Here is a 21,551-nt window from a genome sequence, read left to right as displayed (position 1 = left end):
CATCTACAAACCTGTAAAGGAGGGTATGCTGATGCTTCGGCAGCTTACGGTTAAAGACCACCAACAAGTGATGAAGTTTTTAAATCAAGACCCTTCTCTAAACCTTTTCATTATTGGTGATATAGAAGGGTTCGGATATGAGACTTCCTTTCAATCTTTATGGGGCGAATTTACTAATTCAATCCTTAAAGCTATTCTACTGAAGTTCTATGACAGCTATATAATCACCGCTCAAGATGAAGCTTATGATGCGGATGCTTTTGCTAGCTTGTTAACATCCACTGATAGCATCATCAAGCTGTCTGGCAAGGCGAATATTGTCGCTAAGCTTGAAGACAAGCTTGGAGGCAGACTTGCATCCAAAAACGTACAATTTTTTGCAGAATGTACGAACTCAGTTAAGATGAAGACAAACACATTGCCGATTAAACAAGCAACAACAGCAGACGTAGACAGAATTATGGACTTGCGTTACGGCATATCCGAATTTAAGCAAAGTAAGAACAGCCGTGACATGCTTTATAAAGCGATCGCAACAAATACTGGCCGCAGCTTTTATCTCGAGAATAATTTTGGAGAAATCGTCTGCTCGGCTTCTACCACAGCAGAAACCTCTGATTCTGCTATGATTGTTGCTGTTTGCACACATAAGGATTATCGGGGCAAAGGTTATGCTACTGGATTGCTGTCGGAAATGATTAACATTTTACTTCAGGAAAAGCAGAGTGTCTGTCTTTTTTATGATAATCCTGATGCAGGCAGAATTTATACAAAAATCGGGTTTAATGAGATAGGTTTATGGGCGATGCATCGGTAACTTCAATAAATAAAGACGACCTCCAGTAAAGCATAAGGAGATCGTCTTTTTAGTCTAGAAAGATGTTACTTAGATCCATGTATTTCGATAATGTCTTCGTCATTTGCTTCCATTCTTTTGCCTTTATATCAATAAAACTGTATACATAGCTTTTGTTCGTTGTTTTAAGCTGAATCGTATAGAGGCTCTCTCTGCCATACGCTCCCTCGTCGCTTTCCCAATCCCAAATTTTTAATTTATAGAGATCCTTTTTCAAATCTGAATAAGAGAAATACGGAAATAAGACATTCTTAGGAGTAAAGCCTTGATTATCAGAAAATAACGTCCATGACTGAATATGATAAATTTCAAAAAGAAAGTCTACCTTCAGCCGATAAAAATGATTTCCTTTTTTTACATCCAATGTAATTTGGCTTATTTCTTTCTCAGGATGGATGGAAACAATATTATTATGGACGGAAAATAAGTCTTTTTTGCGGCTGATCACTGATTTAACAGAAGAAAGTTGAATTTCCTTATTGTTATCAGCTGAAATATTAGTTGATGACACCATCTTTTCATAAATGGTGCTGATTGGTATTGGACCATTCTCTTCCAAAACCTCAATGATTTTTTCATACATATTGCCCATTACTAATTCCTCGCTAGATTTTTATGACATATTCCTTCTGGGAAAACTCTCTTTCTAGTATAACAAAAGTATGGTAGTTGCCAACATTAAAATTCATACATTTATTTATCTCTGCCTACTCACCGTTTATTAGCTTGTTCAACTCTAAGAACACAGTGGCTGCCATCTCCTTATAGCCATCTGCGTTCAAATGGATACCGTCGTCACTCATAAAATCAGAAACATCCCCTGCCTTTTCTAAATTAGTCCGGACATCAATTGTAAAAACGTCAAGTTTCTTCGCCAGTTTCTGAAGCTGATTGTTATACAGTCCATGCCAATGTTCAATTCCGCCGCACAGGCTTATCCAATGGCCAATGGAGTTTCCATATTTGCTTGCAAGAAACTTATAGTATTTAACTGGTTCCAATGGCGGCAATGTCAAGATTACAGGTATGATATTGTATTCTTTCACTTTAAGGACAATTGCTTTTACATTTTCCGTGTAATCATGAAGTGGTACAATTGGTATATGTTCGAGTTCAGGAAACTCAGCAACCTCTTCCCATTTAAAGTTGCAATCATTTCCGCCTACCCCAATTATACAAATGTCCGGTTTTTCATAAAGAACATCTTTATCGAGACGGTTCATCAGAGAAGTGGAGTCGTCATTAAAGACCCCTTTATTAAGAACAAGCAGCTCCTCTGCAGTATGACCATTTGCCTGTAAGAGACTGTTGAGGATAGAAGGATAATTATCCTTGAGTATGCGCGGTCTTCCTTTTACAAAGGTCACGCCTCTAGTCAGACTGTCCCCAAAACAGATGATTTTCATTTATTACCCCTGCTTTCTGTCCATCACTGCTGCTGATGCGGTTAAATTTTAAAAAGTATACTATTTATTATAGCAAGTACAACTAAAAGAGCTAAATGCATTCGCCTAATTTTAGTAAAATGATGCATTTATCCTTTCAAACAGCAAAAAACAGGGAGCAATACTCCCTGTTCTAAAAATTAAAAGTTGAAGTTATCAGGATCTGGACCTACTCGTTCATTCTTGTTAAGGGCATTGATCTTGTCGATGTCCTCATTCGTTAATTCAAAATCAAAAATGTCAGCATTTTCAATGATTCTGTGTTCTTTAATGGATTTCGGTATTGTCACAATATCATTTTGCAGATCCCATCTTAAGATAATTTGCGCGGTAGACTTATTGTATTTCCCAGCAATTTCAGCAAGAACAGGATTATCAAGCAGCTTTCCTTGTGCAAGCGGAGACCATGCTTCTACAACAATGCCTTTTTCCTTACAGAAATCACGTAGCTCTACTTGGCTTAACAATGGATGAAGCTCAATTTGGTTCACCATTGGCACGATTTCTGCCTCTTCCAACAGATCCTCTAAATGATGTTGATGGAAGTTGCTGACACCGATTACTTTCACTTTTCCATCTTTATATAATTTCTCAAGTGCTTTCCACGTTTCCTTATACTTGCCCTTTACTGGCCAGTGCACAAGATATAAATCAATATAATCAAGGCCAAGCTTTTGAATACTCGTTTCAAATGCTGCTAATGTAGACTCATAGCCTTGGTCTGCATTCCATACTTTTGTCGTAATAAACAAATCTTCTCTGTTGGCGCCAGACTCTTTAATGCCTTGGCCAACACCTTCTTCGTTCTTATATACAGCCGCTGTATCAATGCTTATGTAACCTGCTTTAATGGCTGATTTTACAGAATCGATAACCTCTTGACCTTCTTCCACTTTAAAAACACCTAAACCGAATCTAGGCATTTCCACACCATTATTTAACTTTACCGTTGACTGTAAATTCATCCCTAATCCCTCCTAATATGTACGCTGCTATTTTCTCATAATATGTCCTGGGAATAAAGTATTTTGCTTTGCGAAATACAAGTGCATTTTCCCTTTGTTATCATGCCAAAAAAAAACCTCTGTATACTTAACAGAGGTTTAGCTAATTATGTTTAAACGGATTTCTCCATTCCATCAGCAAAGCATAGTTTAAAGAATCCTCATCTTCCAAATAGTCCTGCAATACAGCTACAGGAGTCCTTTCACATCTCAGCAAAAAGGAAATGACAGGGTCCTTCTTTTCACCTGCAATAACATCCTTTATATAAGCTTCAGGAGTAAGCTGATCTGCCCATTTTCGATAACCTGGCATTCTGCCGCCGCCAAGAAGTCGATCGAGATTTTTTTCAATAACTATCTGGTACATGCTTTGCATCATAATTTTCCCTAATCCTAGAGAGCGAAAAGCTGGCCTGATACTTATATCCACAATATAAATAGCATTCCCATTTGGATTATGTGTAGTAATATTTCCGTCATCTGTCAGTTCACTCCAAGTATGATGCGGATGCTTTTCGTCATAATCCACACATAAAGAGGTAATGGAACCAGCTAATATTCCGTCAACTTCCACACAAATGGCTCCATCAGAAAAAATAGCTATATGACTCGCCAATTGCTCCTTCGTCCACCAAAGCTCTGACGGAAACGGAGGTGGGAAGCATTCTTCCTGAATTTTGATCAATTCAGCAAAATCTGCTTCCTGATAATTACGGACCCTGCATTTTTTCAATTTATTTCCTTCATATATATAAAAGCTGCTGCTGTAATACATATCAGCCCTCTATTGTTTCCCAATCTGTATACATATCAGTACGTCTGTCTCTCCAAGTTGTCACAGAACCTTTAGCACGCACCTCGTATAATAGAGATAGATCAAGATCTGCTGTGATGATTATATCATCATTAAGCTCGCCTTCTGCCATGATCCCTTTTGGAGGAAATGGGATATCATTTGGAGTAATGACAGCCGCCTGGCCAAAATTCGCACGCATGAAGTCAACATTAGTTAAGGAGCCGACCGTTCCTGTTACGACTACATACACTTGGTTTTCAATTGCTCTTGCATGGCAAGTGTAACGAACACGATGAAAACCGTGACGATCATCTGTACAAGAAGGACAAAAGATAACATCAGCACCTTTTGCTTTTGCCATCCGGACAATTTCCGGAAATTCTATATCATAGCATGTCAAAATTGCAATTTTCCCTTTATCTGTTTCAAAAATACGGAAGCTGTCGCCTTTTTCCATATTCCACTCATCAATTTCTGTTGGAGTAATATGAAGCTTAGCCTGCTCCTCTATTTTTCCATCTGGATAAAATAAATGGGCGACGTTAAATAATTTGTCATCCCTGCGGATAACATGAGTTCCACCGATAATATGCATGCCAGTTTGTACAGCAAATGTGCGGAACAGATTTTGGTACTGTTCTGTAAACCCAGGCAACTCATTAATGGTTAACGGATTTTGACCATCGCCCATTGACAATAATTGTGTTGTAAAAAATTCAGGAAACAAAACAAACTCAGCGCCAAATTCTTGTGCCGTTCGGACATAGTGTTCACATTGCTTTGCAAAATCTTCAAATGACTTAATGTTTTTCAGCATATACTGCACGGCAGAAACTCTTATTTTCATCTTCCATCTCCCTTTAACAAAAAAATTTTTTGGTACTTCATTGAAAGTTACAAGAATAGATTATGCGTCATTTTTTGTCTGTTTTCAATAGTTTTGCATCAGTTTTTTATATTTTATCTAATTTAGCATAAATCGTTCCTAAAATAATTGAAATGGTAAATTTAGGTTTAGGTTCTTTTAAACATAAATTTACTATTTCATGATACAATGGATATATATTACAGATAATTAAATAAATAACATATTTACAAAGCTTAGGTGATTTATGTAGCCAACAAGGGAGGGCTTATCATTAAATATTTGCTTTGGGGATTGCTTTTTTTCTTTTTATTGGAGGAAACCATTATTTTTAGTGTAAAGCGCTATTTACATGGACCAGCAAGATGGGAGTTGTTTCTGAAACAGAGAATGTCTCTTCTACGCAGAAAAAAACGGCCAGAGAACCATGCAGCCTAAGTCTAATACAAATAAACCCAAGAAAACCTTGGGTCTTTTTTTATGTTAAATCTCTCTTAATGATTTCTCTGCTAGCTGAGAAATTGTCATATCATCCATCGGAGGATTATGAAGTCCTGCCCGCACATCGCGGTAATATCGTTGCAGCGAGCTGCTTGCTGACAGACTTCGTGCTCCTGCAATACGCATAGCCAAGTCGACTACTTCAATCGCTGTGTTTGTTACAAAATGCTTGGCAGCGCTCATTTCAGGAACTAAAGCTTGCTGCTCCTCCTTTGGTGCAGCATCCCATTTTTTGCTGACGGAATAAAGGAAATGCTTGGCAGTCTGCATTTTCAACTCCATTTCGCCGATTTTCGTGCGCACATTCGGAAGGTCGCTGATTGTTCCTGTTATGCTGTTGGGCGAGTGGCTTTTTGCAAATCTGACCGCTTCTTTTTGAGCTGCCCCAGCAATCCCTAAATAACAAGCAGGGATATGAAGCAGCCATGGATTAATCTTTCTTGCTCCCCCTAGTTTCTCCACTAAAAAACGCTTCTCTATGATTGCATTTTCGAAGTACACATCATGACTGCCTGTTCCTCTTAAAGCGATGCTGTCCCAAGTTTCTTCAATTTTTAAGCCTGGGTTATCCTTTGCAATTAAAAAGTTGGCTACCTCGTCTGAATCCTTAATAGATGCACTGACAATGAAGTAATCAAGCATCGGTGACATGGATGTAAAGGATTTGCGTCCATTAATTACCCAAGTATCTCCGTTTTGCTCTGCTGTCGTTTGAGGTTTCCCTCCCCTAGTTGGACTCCCAGTCTGAGGCTCGGTAGCAGCACTATTTATAAGTGCTCCACCCTTAATTGCTGTATACATTTCTTCAAGAAGCGACGGCTCCCAGTTATTTTCGTACATATTGCGGATAACGCCCATATGCCAGCCAATGGATAAGGCTGTTGAGCCATCACCGATGGCAATTGCCTCCTGCAGCCGTACCATTTCATAAACAGATATCTCCTTGCCGCCATATTCACTTGGCACTGTTAAATATGTATAACCGCTCTTTTGAAGTTCGCTAATATTTTCATATGGGAAAGTTCCATTTTCATCCACTTCCCTTGCTCTTTCTGAAAACTTAACTGCCAACCTTTCCATTGCTTCCAGTCTTTCGCCAAGTTCCTTCATCTGTGAAAAATTCGCAGTCACCTTTTTTCATCTCCCGCACTAAAAGTTCTTGTTATATACTGTCTGACTCTCTCCTTTTTATTATAAAGGACTCTTTGTTACTTGTATATGAAACTGCCCGACCGAAGAACCTTTCAATAAGTTGTAAACCAAAGCAGGCGCTGCAGGCGGTACAGCAAATAACGAAATGCAGGAAGTTCCGCTTCTGTGCTGTAATTTTTTGTATATTCTCCGTCTTTATTAGACCAAAGTTTATCAAAATAACTTTTTGTTTCTTTCATTATATCTTTGTCTGGAGCAGCTGCTATTTTTATATTTGTTTCTAAATTTAAATCATGAAGATTTCTTCTTGTATAGTTGGCCGATCCTGCTATTATGACATTTTCCTTATCTCTTTCTATAAGCATCAGCTTAGAATGGTACTGCTCCATCCCAGTGTTATACCATCTTATCGCAATATGACCATTGCCTTTTTTCATCAACTCAGCAGAAGTTGGAACATTGGGAAGGCCTGCCTTCTTATTTCCGAAGGAGTTTTGATTAGGGTCAAGAATCAGCCGGATATTAACATCCCTTGCTGATGCAGCTATCAGCTCTTCCATTACTGGTCTGTCGGCAAGATAAAGCATACCAATCCAAATAGTATCACCGGCAGCTGTATTGTGAATCTCTCGTATAACATGTTTGGCTATTTTTCCTTCTGTCAAAAGCTGTAGTTTAATATCGCCTTTTTCCTCTGTTTTTTTGGCGACAGGAAAAGTAGTCTTATCCATTAATTGATAAACACTCTCCTCCGTTTCTAACAAATCGTTAATAATATTTCCTTTAACTGTATAGGCAATATTAGAATGATATCCGCTCGCATCATGAATATTACCTGATGAAACGATGGCTGATTTTTCCGTAATTAACACCTTGCGATGATTTGCCTTAACATTCAGCAAATCTAAATAAGACCTCAATGTCACATCTGGTCCGCTATCAGCTAAAAGATTAGGAAGATGACCATCCTTACCGTGTCCGAACCATTTCATCGACATCCTCCAGAAAGCAGAATACAGTGGGTTCGAATCACGCAGGCTTTCCATATTCGTTTCCACCACTTGCGCGCCGATAGATTTAAGTTTTTCGAGCTCAGGAGACGGGTAGGAATGATACGTGGTATTTACAGGATCTGTTATAAAGATAAGCTTTAAATCAGGATTCTTTTGTTTCTTCTTCACAAGCTTGTCCAAGAACTTTTCTGTAATTTTTGGATATGTTTGATCATCGTTCGTATCGCTGTTAAATAAAAACATGTCTATCACAATAAATTGCTCTGCTTTATCTACCTCATCAAGCATTCGGGCAATTATTTCCTGATTCAAATGTTGGTTGCCCTTCTTATCCTTATAGGTTGTATCCTCCACAAACTCAATATCTTTATCCTCTACTAAATGTATCTCACCTTCATATGACAGCCCTTGAGGCAATGGTTTAAGTGTATGATATACTATTACGCTTATGTAGACGGCGAAATATACGACAAGTATATTTGCTGCTAACTTTTTTGTTATTCTCATTTCATTTCCCCCAAGTTTACAAAAAAATAATAATAATCTTTTTCCCTTTATGCAGGAAGCGATAAACTTAATGACTAGAAGATTTTTTCGAAAAAAGAGTGAGAATTTATAAATACGTGGTACAATATCCATATACATAGAACGAAGGAGAGTTAGCATTGATCATTGCCATTTTAATTATTTTAGCCTACCTGATAGGATCCATTCCTTCCGGGTTAATTATTGGTAAGGCTTTTTATAAAATAGATATACGAGAACACGGAAGCGGAAACTTAGGCGGAACGAATTCGTTTCGGGTGCTTGGCAAAAAAGCGGGCTTTGTCGTGACATTTTCTGATATTTTAAAAGGAACGCTGGCAACATGCCTGCCTGTTTTGCTTGGTCTGTTCACAGATATAGATGTCAGTGTAAGTCCCTTAATTTTCGGAGTAGTTGCGGTAATCGGCCATATGTATCCAATATTTGCAGGCTTTAAAGGCGGTAAAGCAGTCGCAACATCTGCCGGTATTCTGCTAGGGCATGAACCGCTGTTATTTATTATAATTATTGCTGTCTTTTTCCTGGCACTATACTTATCAAAGTATGTTTCTCTGTCATCCATGATTGCAGGAGCTGCCGGGTTGGTTTATTCAATTATCCTTTGGGATGACAAGCTTCTGATTGCCATCCTTGCTATTCTAACTATATTTGTTGTATATAGACATCGGGCAAATATTAAACGAATCATAAATAAGACAGAGCCGAAAATTACTTGGCTGTAAATAATTAAAACCATCCTTGCGATGGTTTTTTTGGTTTTTTGACATATATAGCTTAATTTCGTCATAAAGTTTACTAACTAATGCGAAAAGGACGGTTGAACTTTATGTCAGATAACCACAAACTTCTAAACAATCCTCACAAAACAGCGGCTGGCTATGCTCATGAAATCAAAAATCCAATAACCGCAGTCCGCGGCCTTCTTCAGCTTCTTGCCAATCCAGATTTACCTGCATTAAAAAGATCTCTATATACAGAAATCGCCATAGAAGAACTCGACAGAGCAAATGGTCTGCTCTATGAAATGGTGCACAACAATCCACCAGCTAACAGGCAGGAAACAACTAATATGAAGGAAGCGATTACGAAAACTACCCTTCTTTTTGAGCAAGCCATTCAATTTAAAAACCTTCAGCTTGAAACATTTTTTGCGGGCAACTTTAATGTACAAATACCAAAACAGCAGCTGGCACAGGTGCTTGCAAACATTTTAAAAAATGCCATTGAAGCAAGCAGAGCAAATGGCAGGATTACTATTAGTGCCTACACAGAAAGACAATTTGGCATTATTTCCATTAAGGATAATGGACCTGGTATTCCGCCAGAAGCTTTAGACATGCTATTTACACCTTATTTCACAACAAAACGGACTGGAACAGGACTAGGTTTGAGCATATGTCAATCAATTATTCATGAAGCTAACGGTCAAATCACTGTTCACTCCGAACTTGACGCAGGAACAGAATTTATTGTAAAACTGCCTATCTGTTAAGCAATTCTGTCATCCTTTATCAGAAATTTCATTATTTTTCCATTTTGCGAAATTAGTCGAATCGACCGTGCTTTTTTGTTATCCTATAAAGGAACTTATCTTTTTTAGGAAAACGCAATTAAAGGCAGGAATGAATAATGAAAAAAATCCAGCTCTATCTATTGCTTGCTTTTATCGGTATTTCGATCACAGCCTTTTTTATTTTTAAGCTTGATGAAGCAACATTAATCAAGCAAAACAGCAATACAAGCAGCAATCAGCCCTCAAAAAAAACACAACTCAGCACAAAAAGCATTGGCAAAGAAGTCACTTTAGGTGCTGTCGGGGATATTCTAATTCACGATAGGGTATATAATGAAGCAAAAGTAAAAGACGGTTTTGACTTTAGGCCTATGCTTGAAGAAGTGAAGCCAATCTTACAAAAGCCGGACATCCTTCTGGCTAATCAGGAAACCATTGTGGCAGGCGAGAAAATTGGTTTATCCAGCTATCCTGCTTTCAATAGTCCACATGAAGTCGCAGATGCGCTAATTGATGCAGGTGTCGACATTGTGACAACTGCTAATAATCATTCTTTAGACAGAGGTGTTGATGCCCAAAAGCAGTCTCTTGCGTACTTAAAAAAAATCAAGCTTCCTTATGTTGGTACATTTGAAAATAAAGAAGACCAACAAAAGCTCCGCATAATGGAGCATGACGGCATAAAAATTGCTTATCTTTCTTACACATATGGTTTGAATGGTATTACTGTTCCCAAAAAGGACGACTATATCGTCAATCTTATTGATAAGGAAAAAATGCAAAAAGAGATAGCGCAGGCAAAAAAACAAGCTGACTTTGTGGTAATGGGCATACATTGGGGCACAGAATATGAACGGAAGCCAAATGTGGAACAAAAAACTCTCGCCCAATATCTCGTTAATGAAGGTGTCGACATTATTTTCGGAGGACATCCACATGTTCTGCAGCCAATGGAATGGATGTATGACAAAAACGGAGAAAAGTCCTTAGTCGTCTATTCTCTCGGCAATTTCCTGTCAGGACAAGCAGATGATTATCGAGATATTGGTGGAATGGCCACTGTCAAAGTGACAAAAACTGAACTGGGCGGTAAAGTGACGAAAAAAATAGAGGTTCCATCCTTTTACCCAACATATGTCTACAGTAAAAATGATAAAGACTATAAAATGGTTCCTCTAGAAGAAGCTGGTAGTCTTGGAATGCCTGACAGTGAGGAAAGCTATAAGGAGATCATGACACATATGCTGAAAAATGTGCAGCCTAAATAAACTTACAGACAGTTTAATTATGTGCATAGTATATGTTTATCCTTTATAATAAAAGTGAGGGTTAATCTAATCTCAAAAAAGAGGTGCTTGAAATGAAAATAGTAGTTAGCGATAAAGCAGCAGAATGGTATAAAGATGAAATGCTTCTAAACGAAGGAGATTATGTGCGATTTTTCGCCCGATACGGAGGATGCAGCACTGTCCAACAGGGATTTTCACTAGGAATTTCTAACGAAAAGCCTGTGAACTCAGCAGTTAGCACAGAAAAAGACGGCATCCGTTATTATATTGAAGAAAAAGATCTTTGGTATTTTGATAACAATGATTTATACGCAAACTTCAATGAAGCTGCACAGGAACCGGAATATCATTACACAGAAAAGCAGGCTTAATTAGCCTGCTTTTTACTTGAGAAGAATATCGATTCCTTCCTTCTCCAAAATATTTTTTTGGGTATCGCCAAGAAGATCAAAATGAGAATAGCCATCTTTCCTTTTATGTATCCACTCTTTTTTTAATCCATACTTCGCTCCCCATTGCTCGAGCCTTTTCAAATCCGCACAGCCAACCTTCGTGACTGTCTTGCAGCCTGGAAAGCGGTCATCAAGCCAATAATGAGTCAAAAAAGCAATCTGGCCTTCATCTATTTTTCTTTTCCAGTCTGCCAATTCCTTTCGGTTGATGCCAAACGCCATAGTATTAGTCTCCTTAAAAAACGGTTATTTCTTTTTTAGCTCCTCATACTTTTGGAACCATTCCGGAAAGGTCTTTTTAAATGATTTAGGGCGGAAGCTATCTTTACTGACAATGATATGGGTAGTCGTACCCTCTACACAAAGATCTCCTTGCTCATTTACAATCTGATATCCATAAACCGTTTTAATGCCATCATTTAAGTCTATCCATGTTTTCACATACGCTTTTTCTCCGTATCTTAACGGCTTCTTATACGTAGCCTGTACATCATAGACAGGAGCGAAGTACCCAGCATCCTCCATCGCTACATAGCTATATCCAATATCCTCTATCAGCGCTGTTCTGCCGCGCTCAAAAAACTTTAAGTAATTCGCATGATACACGACACCCATCATGTCGGTATCTGCATAATCGATCTTTAAATCTAGTTTATGTACGTATTCCAAATCTGCTTGCACTTCCTTTGTATTATTTCTTCCTTATTAATATTATGGTTAATTCAGCAACTAATCAAGGAAAGTGCCACCTTCAACATTACTCCGCAACCATCCTATTAATGAGCTCTTGCATTTTTTTTGTCAATTTTACTTCTTTCCGCAACAGCTCTTTATATCCTTTTGCCATTACAGGCATGTTCTCCATCTGAATGGAAAGCTTTTTAATCTCCATTTGCAAGAGCTTATACTCTGTATCTAAATCAGTCATATTCCCCTCCATATAACTAATCAAATCTATCTACCTTGTTTCTACAGTTATTAATATGTATTCATGTTAAGCGTTTTAAACAGCATAGCTTGTTATGTATTTACTGCCATCAAGCTTGTTATCTTTCCAGTAAGTCTATCCATTTTCAGTGAAACCCCAATCATTTGTGTAGAACTTACTTCTACAAATGCATTAATGTAAAAAACATTCTCTTTTCCCCGCTTGACTGATTCAATTATATATTCGTCTCCCAGCAAATAACCGCCAACTAATTTACCTGCTTCTTTCTCTGTGATTTTTGCAGTATTCATTGCCTTACTAGAAGAATCTGTATGTTCCATATAGTCAAGATTGTTAATCTTCCATTGACCTTGCTCTTTTTCTGCCTCTATTGTATAGATTAGGGGCATATTATTGTATGACGTTTGTGCCGTCTCCACGATAATCTTATTTTTCGAATGATCTTTCACGATGAAATGCTGCTGATAATCAAAATCTGCTGGGAAATTACCACCTGTAGGGACAGTAAATTCTACTGAATTAAGCTTACTTATGAAAGCTTCCGTAAAGTAAGGCTGCAATGCCTGTTTAAAGGGTTCCATATTAAGGTGCTGATTCTGTTCTGCATAGTCTTTGGCCAATTCTGCCAGCTTATACGATTTCTCGCTAATATCTTTTATTTCAGCAACAGACAATAATTCAGTGTCAGAAACATTTACAGTATCCAGTTCTCGCCGTTCGACATTACTATTACTATTACTATTACTATCCTTTACGCTGTTTCCATATAATAATAATAATGTACAGCTAAATACGATACATAGCGTCAATCTTTTTCTCAAAAAAACGAACTCTTTCCCCATGGACAAATGTTATATTTATCCATTTTACCATATTTTAATGGAGAGAAGTCCATCGAACTTAGATAGTTTTAAGTTCTCTTAGACAGCTGTAATGATTTCTTTCACCTATTTTTTTTATAAGCTTCATACGATTTTTATGTAGATACGTTTGACATTTTTACTTATTAATATTACCTTAATAATTCGAAATAAAAAACACCAAAATGGTGTTTTTTATTTCCCGAATATACCTTAGCTCGCACTATTATGTAAAGCTTTAAGTATTAGGGAGCTTCTCCACTTTTTTCTTTGCTGTTTTCCTCTCTTTTCTCATCTTCCACTTTCCCTTCTGCAACTAGCTCTGTCCAATCTGTTTCTACTATTTTCTTCTGCAGCTTTTCAATGAGACCCATAATTCTTTACTCCTAGTAGTTTATTTTGTTATAATTATAAATACCCACTTAATGGAAATAAAAAACAATATTTTATAGGTTATATCGTTATTTTTGGTACTATCTATCTACAAGGAGTTAGAATGATGATTAAAGATGATGAAATGCTTTTATTCATTAGACATATATATTTTCTAGTGAATGAGTGTAAAAAATGTGAAGATTACGAGATAAAAAGCAAAATAACAGATGAGATTTATTTCTTCGGTGAACTATTGGAGCAAAAATAAGCTGAATTTGTGAAAATGTTAGCATTCACTATTAGTCAGACCTCATACAGTGCATTTTTAACCTCTCAAAACATGATATAAACAACGCTAATCCCCACACCACCAACAGTTGTTGGTTTAAATTACCTTTGTTATTTGCTTTTAAAAAAAGTACAATAAAGTCTGCAGTTTTTCACATAAACTACACACCTGAGATAAAAACTGCTGATTTTGACTATCCTTATGGGATAGTCCTTTTTTATATAAAAAAGCGGCTGTAAAGACAGCCCCTTTTGTTTACTATTATGATTGCTTTGTGTTTGCACTGTTGCTGAAGGAATCTAGTGCATGAAGCATATCTGCTTCTGTAAGAATAGAATAATCAAGGCTATCATCATTAGCTTCCATGATTCGCAATGCTTGCATCTGGACAGCTTCATCTACAAGATTAGTCGCAAATCGTCCATTTCCATTTGAGTTAAATGAAGCAAGCTTTGTCTGAAGGGCAAGCTTTGCATTATTTTCTAACTGATAGTCATATTTTGCCGCATAACCTTCCATTATTTGAATCAATTCTTCACTATTATAATCCTCGAAATGGATAAACTTCTTGAAGCGTGATGTTAAACCTGGATTGCTTTCAAGCAATGCCTTTGTTTCATCAGGATAACCGGCCAAGACGACAACAAGATTTTCATTATGCTTTGTCATTTCCATCACAAGTGTGTCGATAGCTTCTTTGCCGAAATCTTGATTAGATCCTGACAATAGAGAATATGCTTCATCAATGAATAGAACGCCGCCTAATGCTTCTCTGATCTTCTTTTTCGTTTTAATCGCCGTTTGGCCCACAAATCCTGCTATAAAATCCGCTCTGCTTGCTACTACGAGATGCCCACGCTTTAAAATCCCGCAATCCTTTAAGAACTGGGCATAAAGCTTAGCAACTGTCGTTTTTCCTGTACCTGGATTTCCCGTAAATACAGCATGAAGCTGGATAGGCAAGTTCTTTTTAGAATTCGTTCGTCTGACTTGCTGAACTTTAACGAATGAAATAATTTTTTTCATTTCATCCTTTACCTTTGTCAGACCAATCATAGAATCAAGTTCTTCCGCTGGATTTTCTGAAGCCTCCTCCTCTGACGCAGCAAAATCATTGCCGTCAAGCAAGGTATATGTGAGGAACTGCTTGTTTGATTGTGCTTGAGAACCTTTGTTAAAAATCGCATCTAGGACAATATTTTTAACTGCACGGGCATTGCCGAAGCTTTCATCAACCTGTTCCTTTTCAAGGCGCAGCTCTAATTGCTGTTTGCCTTCTTCACTGATGACATAATCATTGTCATTGGCAATTTTTTCTCCGATAGCAACAAGTTCCTCTGCAGAATAATTAGGTAAATGAATAAAGTTAGATGATGGAAAACGGCTGCTTAATCCATGATTGCCGTCAAGGAACTGTCTCATCTCTTCCGGATAGCCTGCTAATATAACAGCAAACTTCCCGCCGAATTCAGAACTAGTCATTAAGGAAACCAATGTGTCAATCGCTGTTTGTCCGTAATCATTGCCTTGTCCATCTCTGTTTAAGCTGTAGGCTTCATCAATAAACAGCACACCGCCAAGAGATTGCTTTACAACATTGCGCACATTTTCCTCTGTCTGCCCCATATAGCCTCCGACTAGCTGGGATCGGTCTGTTTCAACAACCTCCTGACTAGGCAGCACACCTAATTCATAATAAATTTTAGCCATTAACCGTGCCAATGTCGTTTTTCCTGTACCAGGATTTCCTGTAAAAATCATATTAAGACTTAATTCATCCTGAATGGTGAAACCGAGCTTTTTCCTTGAGTTTTGATACTTTAAGAATTGATAAAAATCCTTTACTCTATTTTTAACTTTCTCTAAGCCAATCATTTGTTGAAGCTGTTCTAAGGCTGAGGTTGTTTCCGCTTTTGCCTCGCTTGAGTCTTCCTCTTTAAAAATGTTCAACCAAGCAGCCTTTAACTCATTAAGCTCTTCAATCAGCTTTTTAACACTGTCATAATAAATAGATGTATGAAAAACACCGCTTATGGATTCTTCATATTCTTCAGATGATTGCAGAAGCTGAGATGTTTTTTGCGTTACTTCATCCAGCAATGTAATAATTTCTTTGTACTTAGTCACAGCAAGTGTATTATTAAAAATAGATGCTGCTGCACTGTTTTCTGTTAATTTATCGTTTTCATCATCAATCATATCAAGAAACTTCCGGCAGTTATTAATATACTGTTCAGCAATTTTCCTTTTCGCTGTCCGGTTATCTGTCTCTCTAATCGCAGGGAAATTAAGCATGTCCAACAGGCCTTCATAGTTTTTCCAGTCGTTTTGGGAAAGGTATTTATTTGCCTCTTTATTACTTGAATCTAAATCTTTCGCCTTTTTAAGCCATGCTGTTGCAATTGAATCCTTTTCATTTGCTTTTAATCGGGAGATTGCCGCCATTGTTAGCAATCGGGAGACAATCTCTGGCTTCTCGGCTTCATTTAATGATTGTATCGCAGACAAAACTGCTTTTTCGTTGTTAATAGTACCTGTATTCTTAAATTCCTCTTCAAGAGAAGCAATTGTTTGACTGACTGTATTTTCGAATTTCTTTTCCATTATCTACTTTCACTTCACTTACATATAAGTTTATTTACATCTTCTTATAGTATCATAATCGTGAATATTCGTTAATGATTTAAGCTGTTTTCCTTCGTTTATACATACAAAAAGCTTCTGCACATATGTACAGAAGCTAAAAAGTTTATTCACCTTTTGTTTGGATCACTTGGGCATGCTGACCTGAAGTATCCTGCATTTTTTTGCCTTTATTGCCGCCGAAACCTCTCGATTTAGTTCCAATATGGCTAGGCACAAAATGCTTGCTGTCTTTTTTTGGATTGCTCATCATTCATCCCCTCCTTTATATAAAGTTTGCACTATAAAGGAATGGATGATGTGTGGCAAAATTTTTCACTAATTGATTATCTTGCTTTTTTCAAATGTTTTTTTTCAATGCGCTCTTCAATTTTCTCAATTGCTTCTCTGTCTCGAAGCAATTGCAGTTTATTTTCTGACACTAGTTCCTGAAATGACCGTTTACGAGGTTTTCTCATCTCTTTTATCTCCTTTATCCTTTTATATTTTCATAATTCCCAAAATTGCCTGTTTTTAATACGCATTTGAAGAAATTCTTTTAAAAGTTTGAAAAGTCATTGTTTTCTGAAAACAATACTCATATGTATACTTTTGATACGCTCTCATTATACGTGATGTCCATATAGTTGTAAAGCGCTTTCAGAAATTATTTCTTCCTTATTAACTCCCTCATTATCTCTAATGACATGACAGAATAGTATTTATTGACAATAACTCCTTTCTCATCAATTAAAAAAGTAGTGGGAATAGTGATTACCTTATACATTTCATTTACCTTATCTTGTTCATCCAGCACGACAGGAAAAGTAAGCTTCATTTTTTTTATATAATCAGCAACGTTTTTGGGAGCTCCGCCATCAATATTTATTGCCAGTATCTCTATATCTCCCTTTTGTTCTTGAAAAAACTTCTCGATTTCCGGCATCTCCTGTCTGCATGGCGGACACCATGTTGCCCAGAAATTGATCATTACTTTTTTACCTTTTAAATCAGAAAGCCGCACTTTTTGCCCTTTCATATCCTTCAAAATAAAGTCAGGCGCGATATTTCCAATATTCACTCCAATATTTTTTCCAGTGCCTTCGGCAGAAGCTTTTTGTATATCAACAAGTAAAAGGCTTACACTAACAAGGATACATAAAAATACGATTATTTTTTTCATCAAGACCACTCCTATAATCATTTCTTACATTTAAGTTTTCCATTTTTATTTTAATTACGATGTTTATTTTTGGAAGGGACGCTGAATGCGTAAAATTATAAGGTTATAGGAATGAGTAAAATCAGCAAAATATTTCATGCCTGACACGTCGTCATTTAAAACTCATTTGTTTCCTGTCCCTTACACCTTATCAGGTATAGACAGAAAAATATATAGGATATAATAAATGTTGCGAATATTGTCATAAATTAGGATTAAAATAAAAAAACAGCCTAAATGAGGCTGCTTCTTATAGTCAGATTAAAACCTGTCTTGCTCTTTACTTAATATTTTTCCTGTTTCTGCTGAAATGCTCAGCTCTGTTTCCATGCCATCCTTTGCTGTTACTTCTAGGTCATAAATGAATTGAGCGTTATCATCATCTAACTCAAATTCTGTAATGGTGCCATCTGCTTCTTTTAATGCTATTTCTTTCGCTTGCTCTTCTGTTACTTTAATTTTATCAGCAAGCATTTCCTTTGTAATGATGGTGCCGTCTTCTGAATCGACATATATATCATCTTGGTCATCAGCGAATTCTACTTGGTATACACCTGCTCCAGTTTCCGTATACTCTTGCTCTACCTCTTCTACAGCACTATTCTTTTCTTTTGAAGCAATTTCAGCAGCCTCTTGTTTTGATACAGCCGCCGTTTCTGCTGTAAAGCTTTTTACAATACCACCGTTTGCATAGACATCTCTGTCATCAATCAGGTCATATGCAGCTGCTCCGCCAAAACCGATGATTGCTGCACCGATACCGTATTTTAACCATTTAGTTTGTATAATTTTGCTCCACGCTTTTTTTATTGTATTCATTTTAAATTCCTCCTTTTTCTTATACTTCTATCCTATCCTGAGAAAATGATAAGACTTTAGCAGAAATATGAGAAATTGATGAGAATTCATCGGAGCGTTTTAATCATTGTCCCAATTAATTGATTCAATGGCACCTGTATAGGCATTAATATACATTTTTACTTCTTTATCGCCTTCCGCTTCTATTTCCAATTCATAAACGAGACCGAAATCTTCATCCTCTTCCATATCGATTTCTGAAACAGTTCCTGCGATTTCCTGTAAAGCTATTTCCTCTGCTTTTTCCTTTGAGATATATTCTGTAGTTCCGTCTGCCGCATCTTCTTTAATTTCTCCAGTTTCCCTGTCTAGCAAATAGGCTGTGTCTTTAGCTTCTGTTTTGATAATAAAAGAATAATAGGAAATACTATCTTGGTTTGTTTCTTCAATTGTCAATAAATCACCTTTTATCTGCTCTTGTATCAACGTTTTTGCCTCTTCTTCTTGGATGAGACTAGCTTTGTCGGTAGTATCCTTCACAGATTGTTGAATTAAGGTCTCCACTTTGCCTGTCTTTTTGTTAAGCACTATATTGTATACACCACTGTCTGTTTCAAAAATGATTTGATAAGAAGGTCCTGATTCTCCATCCCTTTGTGAAACACTACTTACTGTGCCTCCATAATTAGACAAGACAAAATCTTTTGCCGCATCCTCTGTTAAAGTACTGCTTTCATCGGCGAAGAAGATAAAATACCCTAAAACCAATAGGACAATAATCAGGAGGAAGCTGCTAATGAGGAGAAGTTTCTTCTTGTTCATCATTTGTCCACCGCCTTTTGTCCTGCAGGGAACATACATGTAAACGTTGTTCCTTTATCTAACTCACTTTCCACTTCAATCATACCATCATGAGCAGTCATGATAAGTTTTGCGATCGACAGTCCTAGCCCAACACCGCCGTTTCCCCGATTTCTCGACATATCAGCACGGTAAAAGCGGTCAAATATTAACGGCTGCTTTTTTTTATCAATACCGATGCCATCATCTTCAACCTTTAAAATAATATTCTCTTGTGTAGTGTTCACTGCCAATTTCACTGTATTTGCTCCATACTTAAAGGCATTATCAAGGAGAATAAGAAGAAGCTGCTTTATTTTTTGCTTATCACCATACAGAATGACTGGCGTGCTTGCCTTTTCAACTAACACGATCCGTCCTGTCGCCATTTCCATATTCTTCGCAGTCTTGATGCAAAGCTTATTCAGCTCAAAGTCTTCCAAATGCAAGACAAGATGATCATCGGCTTTTGCCAGCTCAAGCATTTCATTTGTCATTTCCTTCATACGCACCGCCTCTGATAAAATGGCATCTATTCCTTCCTCTAAAGCATCGGGCTTATTCTTTCCCCAGCGCTTCAGCATGCTGGCATAGCTTTCAATTACAGTAAGCGGAGTTTTCAATTCATGCGAGGCATCATAGACAAATTGTTTTTGCTTATCATATTGCAATTCTAATATAGATATCATTTTGTTAAAGGTGTTCCCAAGCTGATACAATTCATCCTTACTTCTGTCTTGCAATTCAAGCTTTTGAAAACTGCCCTTTGACTGGATCTCCTCCATTGTTTTTATAAGAGACTGAATTGGTGTCAATATGAAACTTGATAGCAATCTTCCAGCCAAAAAAGTCGGCAATATAACGAGAACAGTCCCGATTATCAGAATCAGTCTTAATACATCCAATATACGCAGTGAGCTGTCGATATTTTCAGCCATCTCCAGCTTTACTACACTGCCGTCATTCCAGATGACTGGCAGTGAAGCAACGGCAAACGAGCTTCCATCTTGTTTTAGAACGTTTTCCGATTGGCCAGCTGAAAAGGAATGGTCTATATCAGCATAGCTTGATTCTTTCGTGCTTGTAAAAATCACTGCATTATTTTCGTCAATTGCACGAATCATTCCATTTGCCGGGACGAAGGCACGCAGGAGGGAATTTCTCGTCATTTCTGTTGTTGCACTGTCAAGATTTCCTGCTGCCTGCATCAACTTGCCTGCTGTTTCGTTCACTTCATTTTTAAGGATTTCCTTTTGAAAAACGAAGTAAATGGTCGTATTAAGACAAACCATCATTATGATTAGCAGCAATGTTGAAAAAACTTGGATGCGCGTTCTGACTCTCATATAGAAGATTCCTTAATGACATAGCCAACCCCGCGAATTGTTTGAATCAGCTGTCTATCAAATTGATAATCGATTTTCTTGCGTAAATATCTTATATAAACATCCACCACATTTGTATCTGCCATAAAATCATAACCCCAAACATGATTCATAATTTGTTCTCTGCTTAACACAATATTTTTATTTTCCATTAAATAAAGAAGCAGCTCAAATTCCCTTGGTGTCAGTTCAATATCGATGTCTGCACGCTTTACGGAATAAGATTTGACAAATACTTTTAAATCATCCACTTCTAGCACTTTTTCCTGCTCTTGTTTCCATTGCATCTTGCTGACGCGAAGGCTTGCCCGAATTCGGGCAAGCAGCTCCTCTATTTGGAATGGCTTTGTCATATAGTCGTTTGCCCCTAAATCAAGGCCTGCTACTTTGTCTGGAATAGAATCTCTTGCAGTCAAAAGAATAACCGGAACATGCACAGCTGCATTGCGGATTCTTCTTAAGACCTCTAAACCGCTTAATTCTGGCAGCATTACATCAAGCAAGACAAGACTCCAGCCTCCCTCAAGCACTTTCTCTAAACCTTTAACACCGGAATGCTCTGCGTGAACTTCATAACCTTCGTATTCGAGCTCCATCGTAATGATTCTTGCGATTTTTTGTTCATCTTCAATAACAAGAATTTTATCCTTTGGCAAACTTCCTCAGCTCCCTATTACATCTCTGGGGGAAATGTTTTTTAGTCATATCTTTACTTTGATATTATCGTAAACACGCACATAAAAAAAGAACTTGCCTTTGAATAAGTGATCTTTATGATC

At 37.3% G+C, this 21,551-nt stretch carries 26 protein-coding genes; 6 read left to right on the top strand and 20 right to left on the bottom strand.

Features of this window, described 5'->3' with window-relative positions; translation table 11 throughout:
• Positions 1-31 precede the first annotated feature (31 nt).
• Entirely contained in the window at positions 32-817 is a 786-nt protein-coding gene (locus ACLIJJ_RS13005; RefSeq protein WP_411411024.1) for a GNAT family N-acetyltransferase, read from the top strand.
• Between the two features lie 49 nt (positions 818-866).
• On the opposite strand, the gene ACLIJJ_RS13000 is transcribed toward ACLIJJ_RS13005, so the two are convergent.
• From ACLIJJ_RS13000 to ACLIJJ_RS12970, 7 genes are all read right to left on the bottom strand, one after another.
• Positions 867-1,448 carry a hypothetical protein gene (locus ACLIJJ_RS13000; RefSeq protein WP_251647695.1) on the bottom strand — a complete coding sequence of 194 codons (582 nt, stop codon included), beginning with the start codon at positions 1,446-1,448 and terminating at the stop codon, positions 867-869.
• Positions 1,449-1,563: 115 nt separating this feature from the next.
• Entirely contained in the window at positions 1,564-2,262 is a 699-nt protein-coding gene (locus ACLIJJ_RS12995; RefSeq protein WP_237941348.1) for an SGNH/GDSL hydrolase family protein, read from the bottom strand.
• 179 nt (positions 2,263-2,441) lie between these two features.
• Positions 2,442-3,266: an aldo/keto reductase gene (locus tag ACLIJJ_RS12990; protein WP_411411023.1), complete on the bottom strand. Its 825-nt coding sequence runs from the start codon at positions 3,264-3,266 to the stop codon at positions 2,442-2,444.
• A 142-nt stretch (positions 3,267-3,408) separates the two neighbouring features.
• Positions 3,409-4,080 carry a GNAT family N-acetyltransferase gene (locus ACLIJJ_RS12985; RefSeq protein WP_411411022.1) on the bottom strand — a complete coding sequence of 224 codons (672 nt, stop codon included), beginning with the start codon at positions 4,078-4,080 and terminating at the stop codon, positions 3,409-3,411.
• Position 4,081: 1 nt separating this feature from the next.
• Positions 4,082-4,948 (bottom strand): carbon-nitrogen hydrolase family protein, encoded by an 867-nt coding sequence (locus tag ACLIJJ_RS12980; protein WP_411411021.1) that lies wholly within the window; start codon positions 4,946-4,948, stop codon positions 4,082-4,084.
• A 501-nt stretch (positions 4,949-5,449) separates the two neighbouring features.
• Positions 5,450-6,598: an acyl-CoA dehydrogenase family protein gene (locus ACLIJJ_RS12975; protein ID WP_396953837.1), complete on the bottom strand. Its 1,149-nt coding sequence runs from the start codon at positions 6,596-6,598 to the stop codon at positions 5,450-5,452.
• A 113-nt stretch (positions 6,599-6,711) separates the two neighbouring features.
• Entirely contained in the window at positions 6,712-8,139 is a 1,428-nt protein-coding gene (locus ACLIJJ_RS12970) for a phospholipase D family protein (RefSeq protein ID WP_251647697.1), read from the bottom strand.
• 158 nt (positions 8,140-8,297) lie between these two features.
• On the opposite strand from ACLIJJ_RS12970, the gene plsY reads away from it, so the two are divergent.
• From plsY to ACLIJJ_RS12950, 4 genes are all read left to right on the top strand, one after another.
• Complete coding sequence (gene plsY, locus ACLIJJ_RS12965; protein ID WP_233313996.1) at positions 8,298-8,900, top strand: glycerol-3-phosphate 1-O-acyltransferase PlsY; 603 nt, start codon at positions 8,298-8,300, stop codon at positions 8,898-8,900.
• A gap of 104 nt (positions 8,901-9,004) precedes the next feature.
• Entirely contained in the window at positions 9,005-9,670 is a 666-nt protein-coding gene (locus ACLIJJ_RS12960; RefSeq protein ID WP_251647699.1) for a two-component system sensor histidine kinase NtrB, read from the top strand.
• 137 nt (positions 9,671-9,807) lie between these two features.
• Positions 9,808-10,959: a CapA family protein gene (locus tag ACLIJJ_RS12955; protein ID WP_233313998.1), complete on the top strand. Its 1,152-nt coding sequence runs from the start codon at positions 9,808-9,810 to the stop codon at positions 10,957-10,959.
• Between the two features lie 92 nt (positions 10,960-11,051).
• Positions 11,052-11,351, top strand: coding sequence for a HesB/YadR/YfhF family protein (locus ACLIJJ_RS12950; RefSeq protein ID WP_233313999.1), 300 nt, complete (start codon positions 11,052-11,054; stop codon positions 11,349-11,351).
• Between the two features lie 12 nt (positions 11,352-11,363).
• Here the strand turns inward: ACLIJJ_RS12950 and ACLIJJ_RS12945 are convergent, their stop codons facing one another.
• The 5 genes from ACLIJJ_RS12945 to ACLIJJ_RS12925 form a co-directional block, all read right to left on the bottom strand.
• Positions 11,364-11,654 (bottom strand): hypothetical protein, encoded by a 291-nt coding sequence (locus ACLIJJ_RS12945; protein WP_251647701.1) that lies wholly within the window; start codon positions 11,652-11,654, stop codon positions 11,364-11,366.
• A 24-nt stretch (positions 11,655-11,678) separates the two neighbouring features.
• Positions 11,679-12,101, bottom strand: coding sequence for an acyl-CoA thioesterase (locus ACLIJJ_RS12940; RefSeq protein ID WP_267913290.1), 423 nt, complete (start codon positions 12,099-12,101; stop codon positions 11,679-11,681).
• 88 nt (positions 12,102-12,189) lie between these two features.
• Positions 12,190-12,360, bottom strand: a complete 171-nt coding sequence (locus tag ACLIJJ_RS12935) for a hypothetical protein (protein ID WP_411411020.1) — start codon at positions 12,358-12,360, stop codon at positions 12,190-12,192.
• Positions 12,361-12,452: 92 nt separating this feature from the next.
• The gene (locus tag ACLIJJ_RS12930) at positions 12,453-13,202 is read right to left on the bottom strand and encodes a hypothetical protein (RefSeq protein WP_411411019.1); all 750 of its coding nucleotides are present in this window, start codon (positions 13,200-13,202) and stop codon (positions 12,453-12,455) included.
• A gap of 284 nt (positions 13,203-13,486) precedes the next feature.
• Positions 13,487-13,615: a hypothetical protein gene (locus tag ACLIJJ_RS12925; RefSeq protein WP_267913291.1), complete on the bottom strand. Its 129-nt coding sequence runs from the start codon at positions 13,613-13,615 to the stop codon at positions 13,487-13,489.
• Between the two features lie 122 nt (positions 13,616-13,737).
• Here ACLIJJ_RS12925 and ACLIJJ_RS12920 point away from each other — a divergent pair, with 122 nt between their 5' ends.
• Positions 13,738-13,884: a hypothetical protein gene (locus ACLIJJ_RS12920; RefSeq protein WP_411411018.1), complete on the top strand. Its 147-nt coding sequence runs from the start codon at positions 13,738-13,740 to the stop codon at positions 13,882-13,884.
• Positions 13,885-14,166: 282 nt separating this feature from the next.
• Here ACLIJJ_RS12920 and ACLIJJ_RS12915 read toward each other — a convergent pair whose 3' ends face one another.
• From ACLIJJ_RS12915 to ACLIJJ_RS12880, 8 genes are all read right to left on the bottom strand, one after another.
• A complete protein-coding gene (locus tag ACLIJJ_RS12915; protein ID WP_237941340.1) occupies positions 14,167-16,509 on the bottom strand; it encodes an AAA family ATPase in 2,343 nt (780 codons plus the stop codon).
• A 145-nt stretch (positions 16,510-16,654) separates the two neighbouring features.
• The gene (locus ACLIJJ_RS12910) at positions 16,655-16,798 is read right to left on the bottom strand and encodes an acid-soluble spore protein N (RefSeq protein ID WP_127741263.1); all 144 of its coding nucleotides are present in this window, start codon (positions 16,796-16,798) and stop codon (positions 16,655-16,657) included.
• A 76-nt stretch (positions 16,799-16,874) separates the two neighbouring features.
• Positions 16,875-17,006, bottom strand: coding sequence for an FbpB family small basic protein (locus ACLIJJ_RS12905; protein ID WP_233314006.1), 132 nt, complete (start codon positions 17,004-17,006; stop codon positions 16,875-16,877).
• Between the two features lie 188 nt (positions 17,007-17,194).
• Positions 17,195-17,710: a TlpA disulfide reductase family protein gene (locus ACLIJJ_RS12900; RefSeq protein ID WP_233314007.1), complete on the bottom strand. Its 516-nt coding sequence runs from the start codon at positions 17,708-17,710 to the stop codon at positions 17,195-17,197.
• Between the two features lie 300 nt (positions 17,711-18,010).
• Positions 18,011-18,568 carry a PepSY domain-containing protein gene (locus tag ACLIJJ_RS12895; protein WP_233314008.1) on the bottom strand — a complete coding sequence of 186 codons (558 nt, stop codon included), beginning with the start codon at positions 18,566-18,568 and terminating at the stop codon, positions 18,011-18,013.
• Between the two features lie 99 nt (positions 18,569-18,667).
• On the bottom strand, positions 18,668-19,372 hold the full coding sequence (locus ACLIJJ_RS12890) for a PepSY domain-containing protein (RefSeq protein ID WP_237941338.1): 705 nt from the start codon (positions 19,370-19,372) through the stop codon (positions 18,668-18,670).
• Positions 19,369-20,733 (bottom strand): sensor histidine kinase, encoded by a 1,365-nt coding sequence (locus ACLIJJ_RS12885; protein ID WP_411411017.1) that lies wholly within the window; start codon positions 20,731-20,733, stop codon positions 19,369-19,371. The genes ACLIJJ_RS12890 and ACLIJJ_RS12885 overlap by 4 nt, the downstream gene beginning before the upstream one ends.
• Positions 20,730-21,428 carry a response regulator transcription factor gene (locus ACLIJJ_RS12880; protein ID WP_237941337.1) on the bottom strand — a complete coding sequence of 233 codons (699 nt, stop codon included), beginning with the start codon at positions 21,426-21,428 and terminating at the stop codon, positions 20,730-20,732. The genes ACLIJJ_RS12885 and ACLIJJ_RS12880 overlap by 4 nt, the downstream gene beginning before the upstream one ends.
• Positions 21,429-21,551 lie beyond the last annotated feature (123 nt).

Source organism: Niallia laureatilytica, from assembly GCF_046613985.1.
In the GTDB taxonomy this organism is placed as follows: domain Bacteria; phylum Bacillota; class Bacilli; order Bacillales; family Cytobacillaceae; genus Niallia.
The sequence above is the reverse complement of the archived record's forward strand: the minus strand, read 5'-3'. Positions and strand labels throughout refer to the sequence as shown.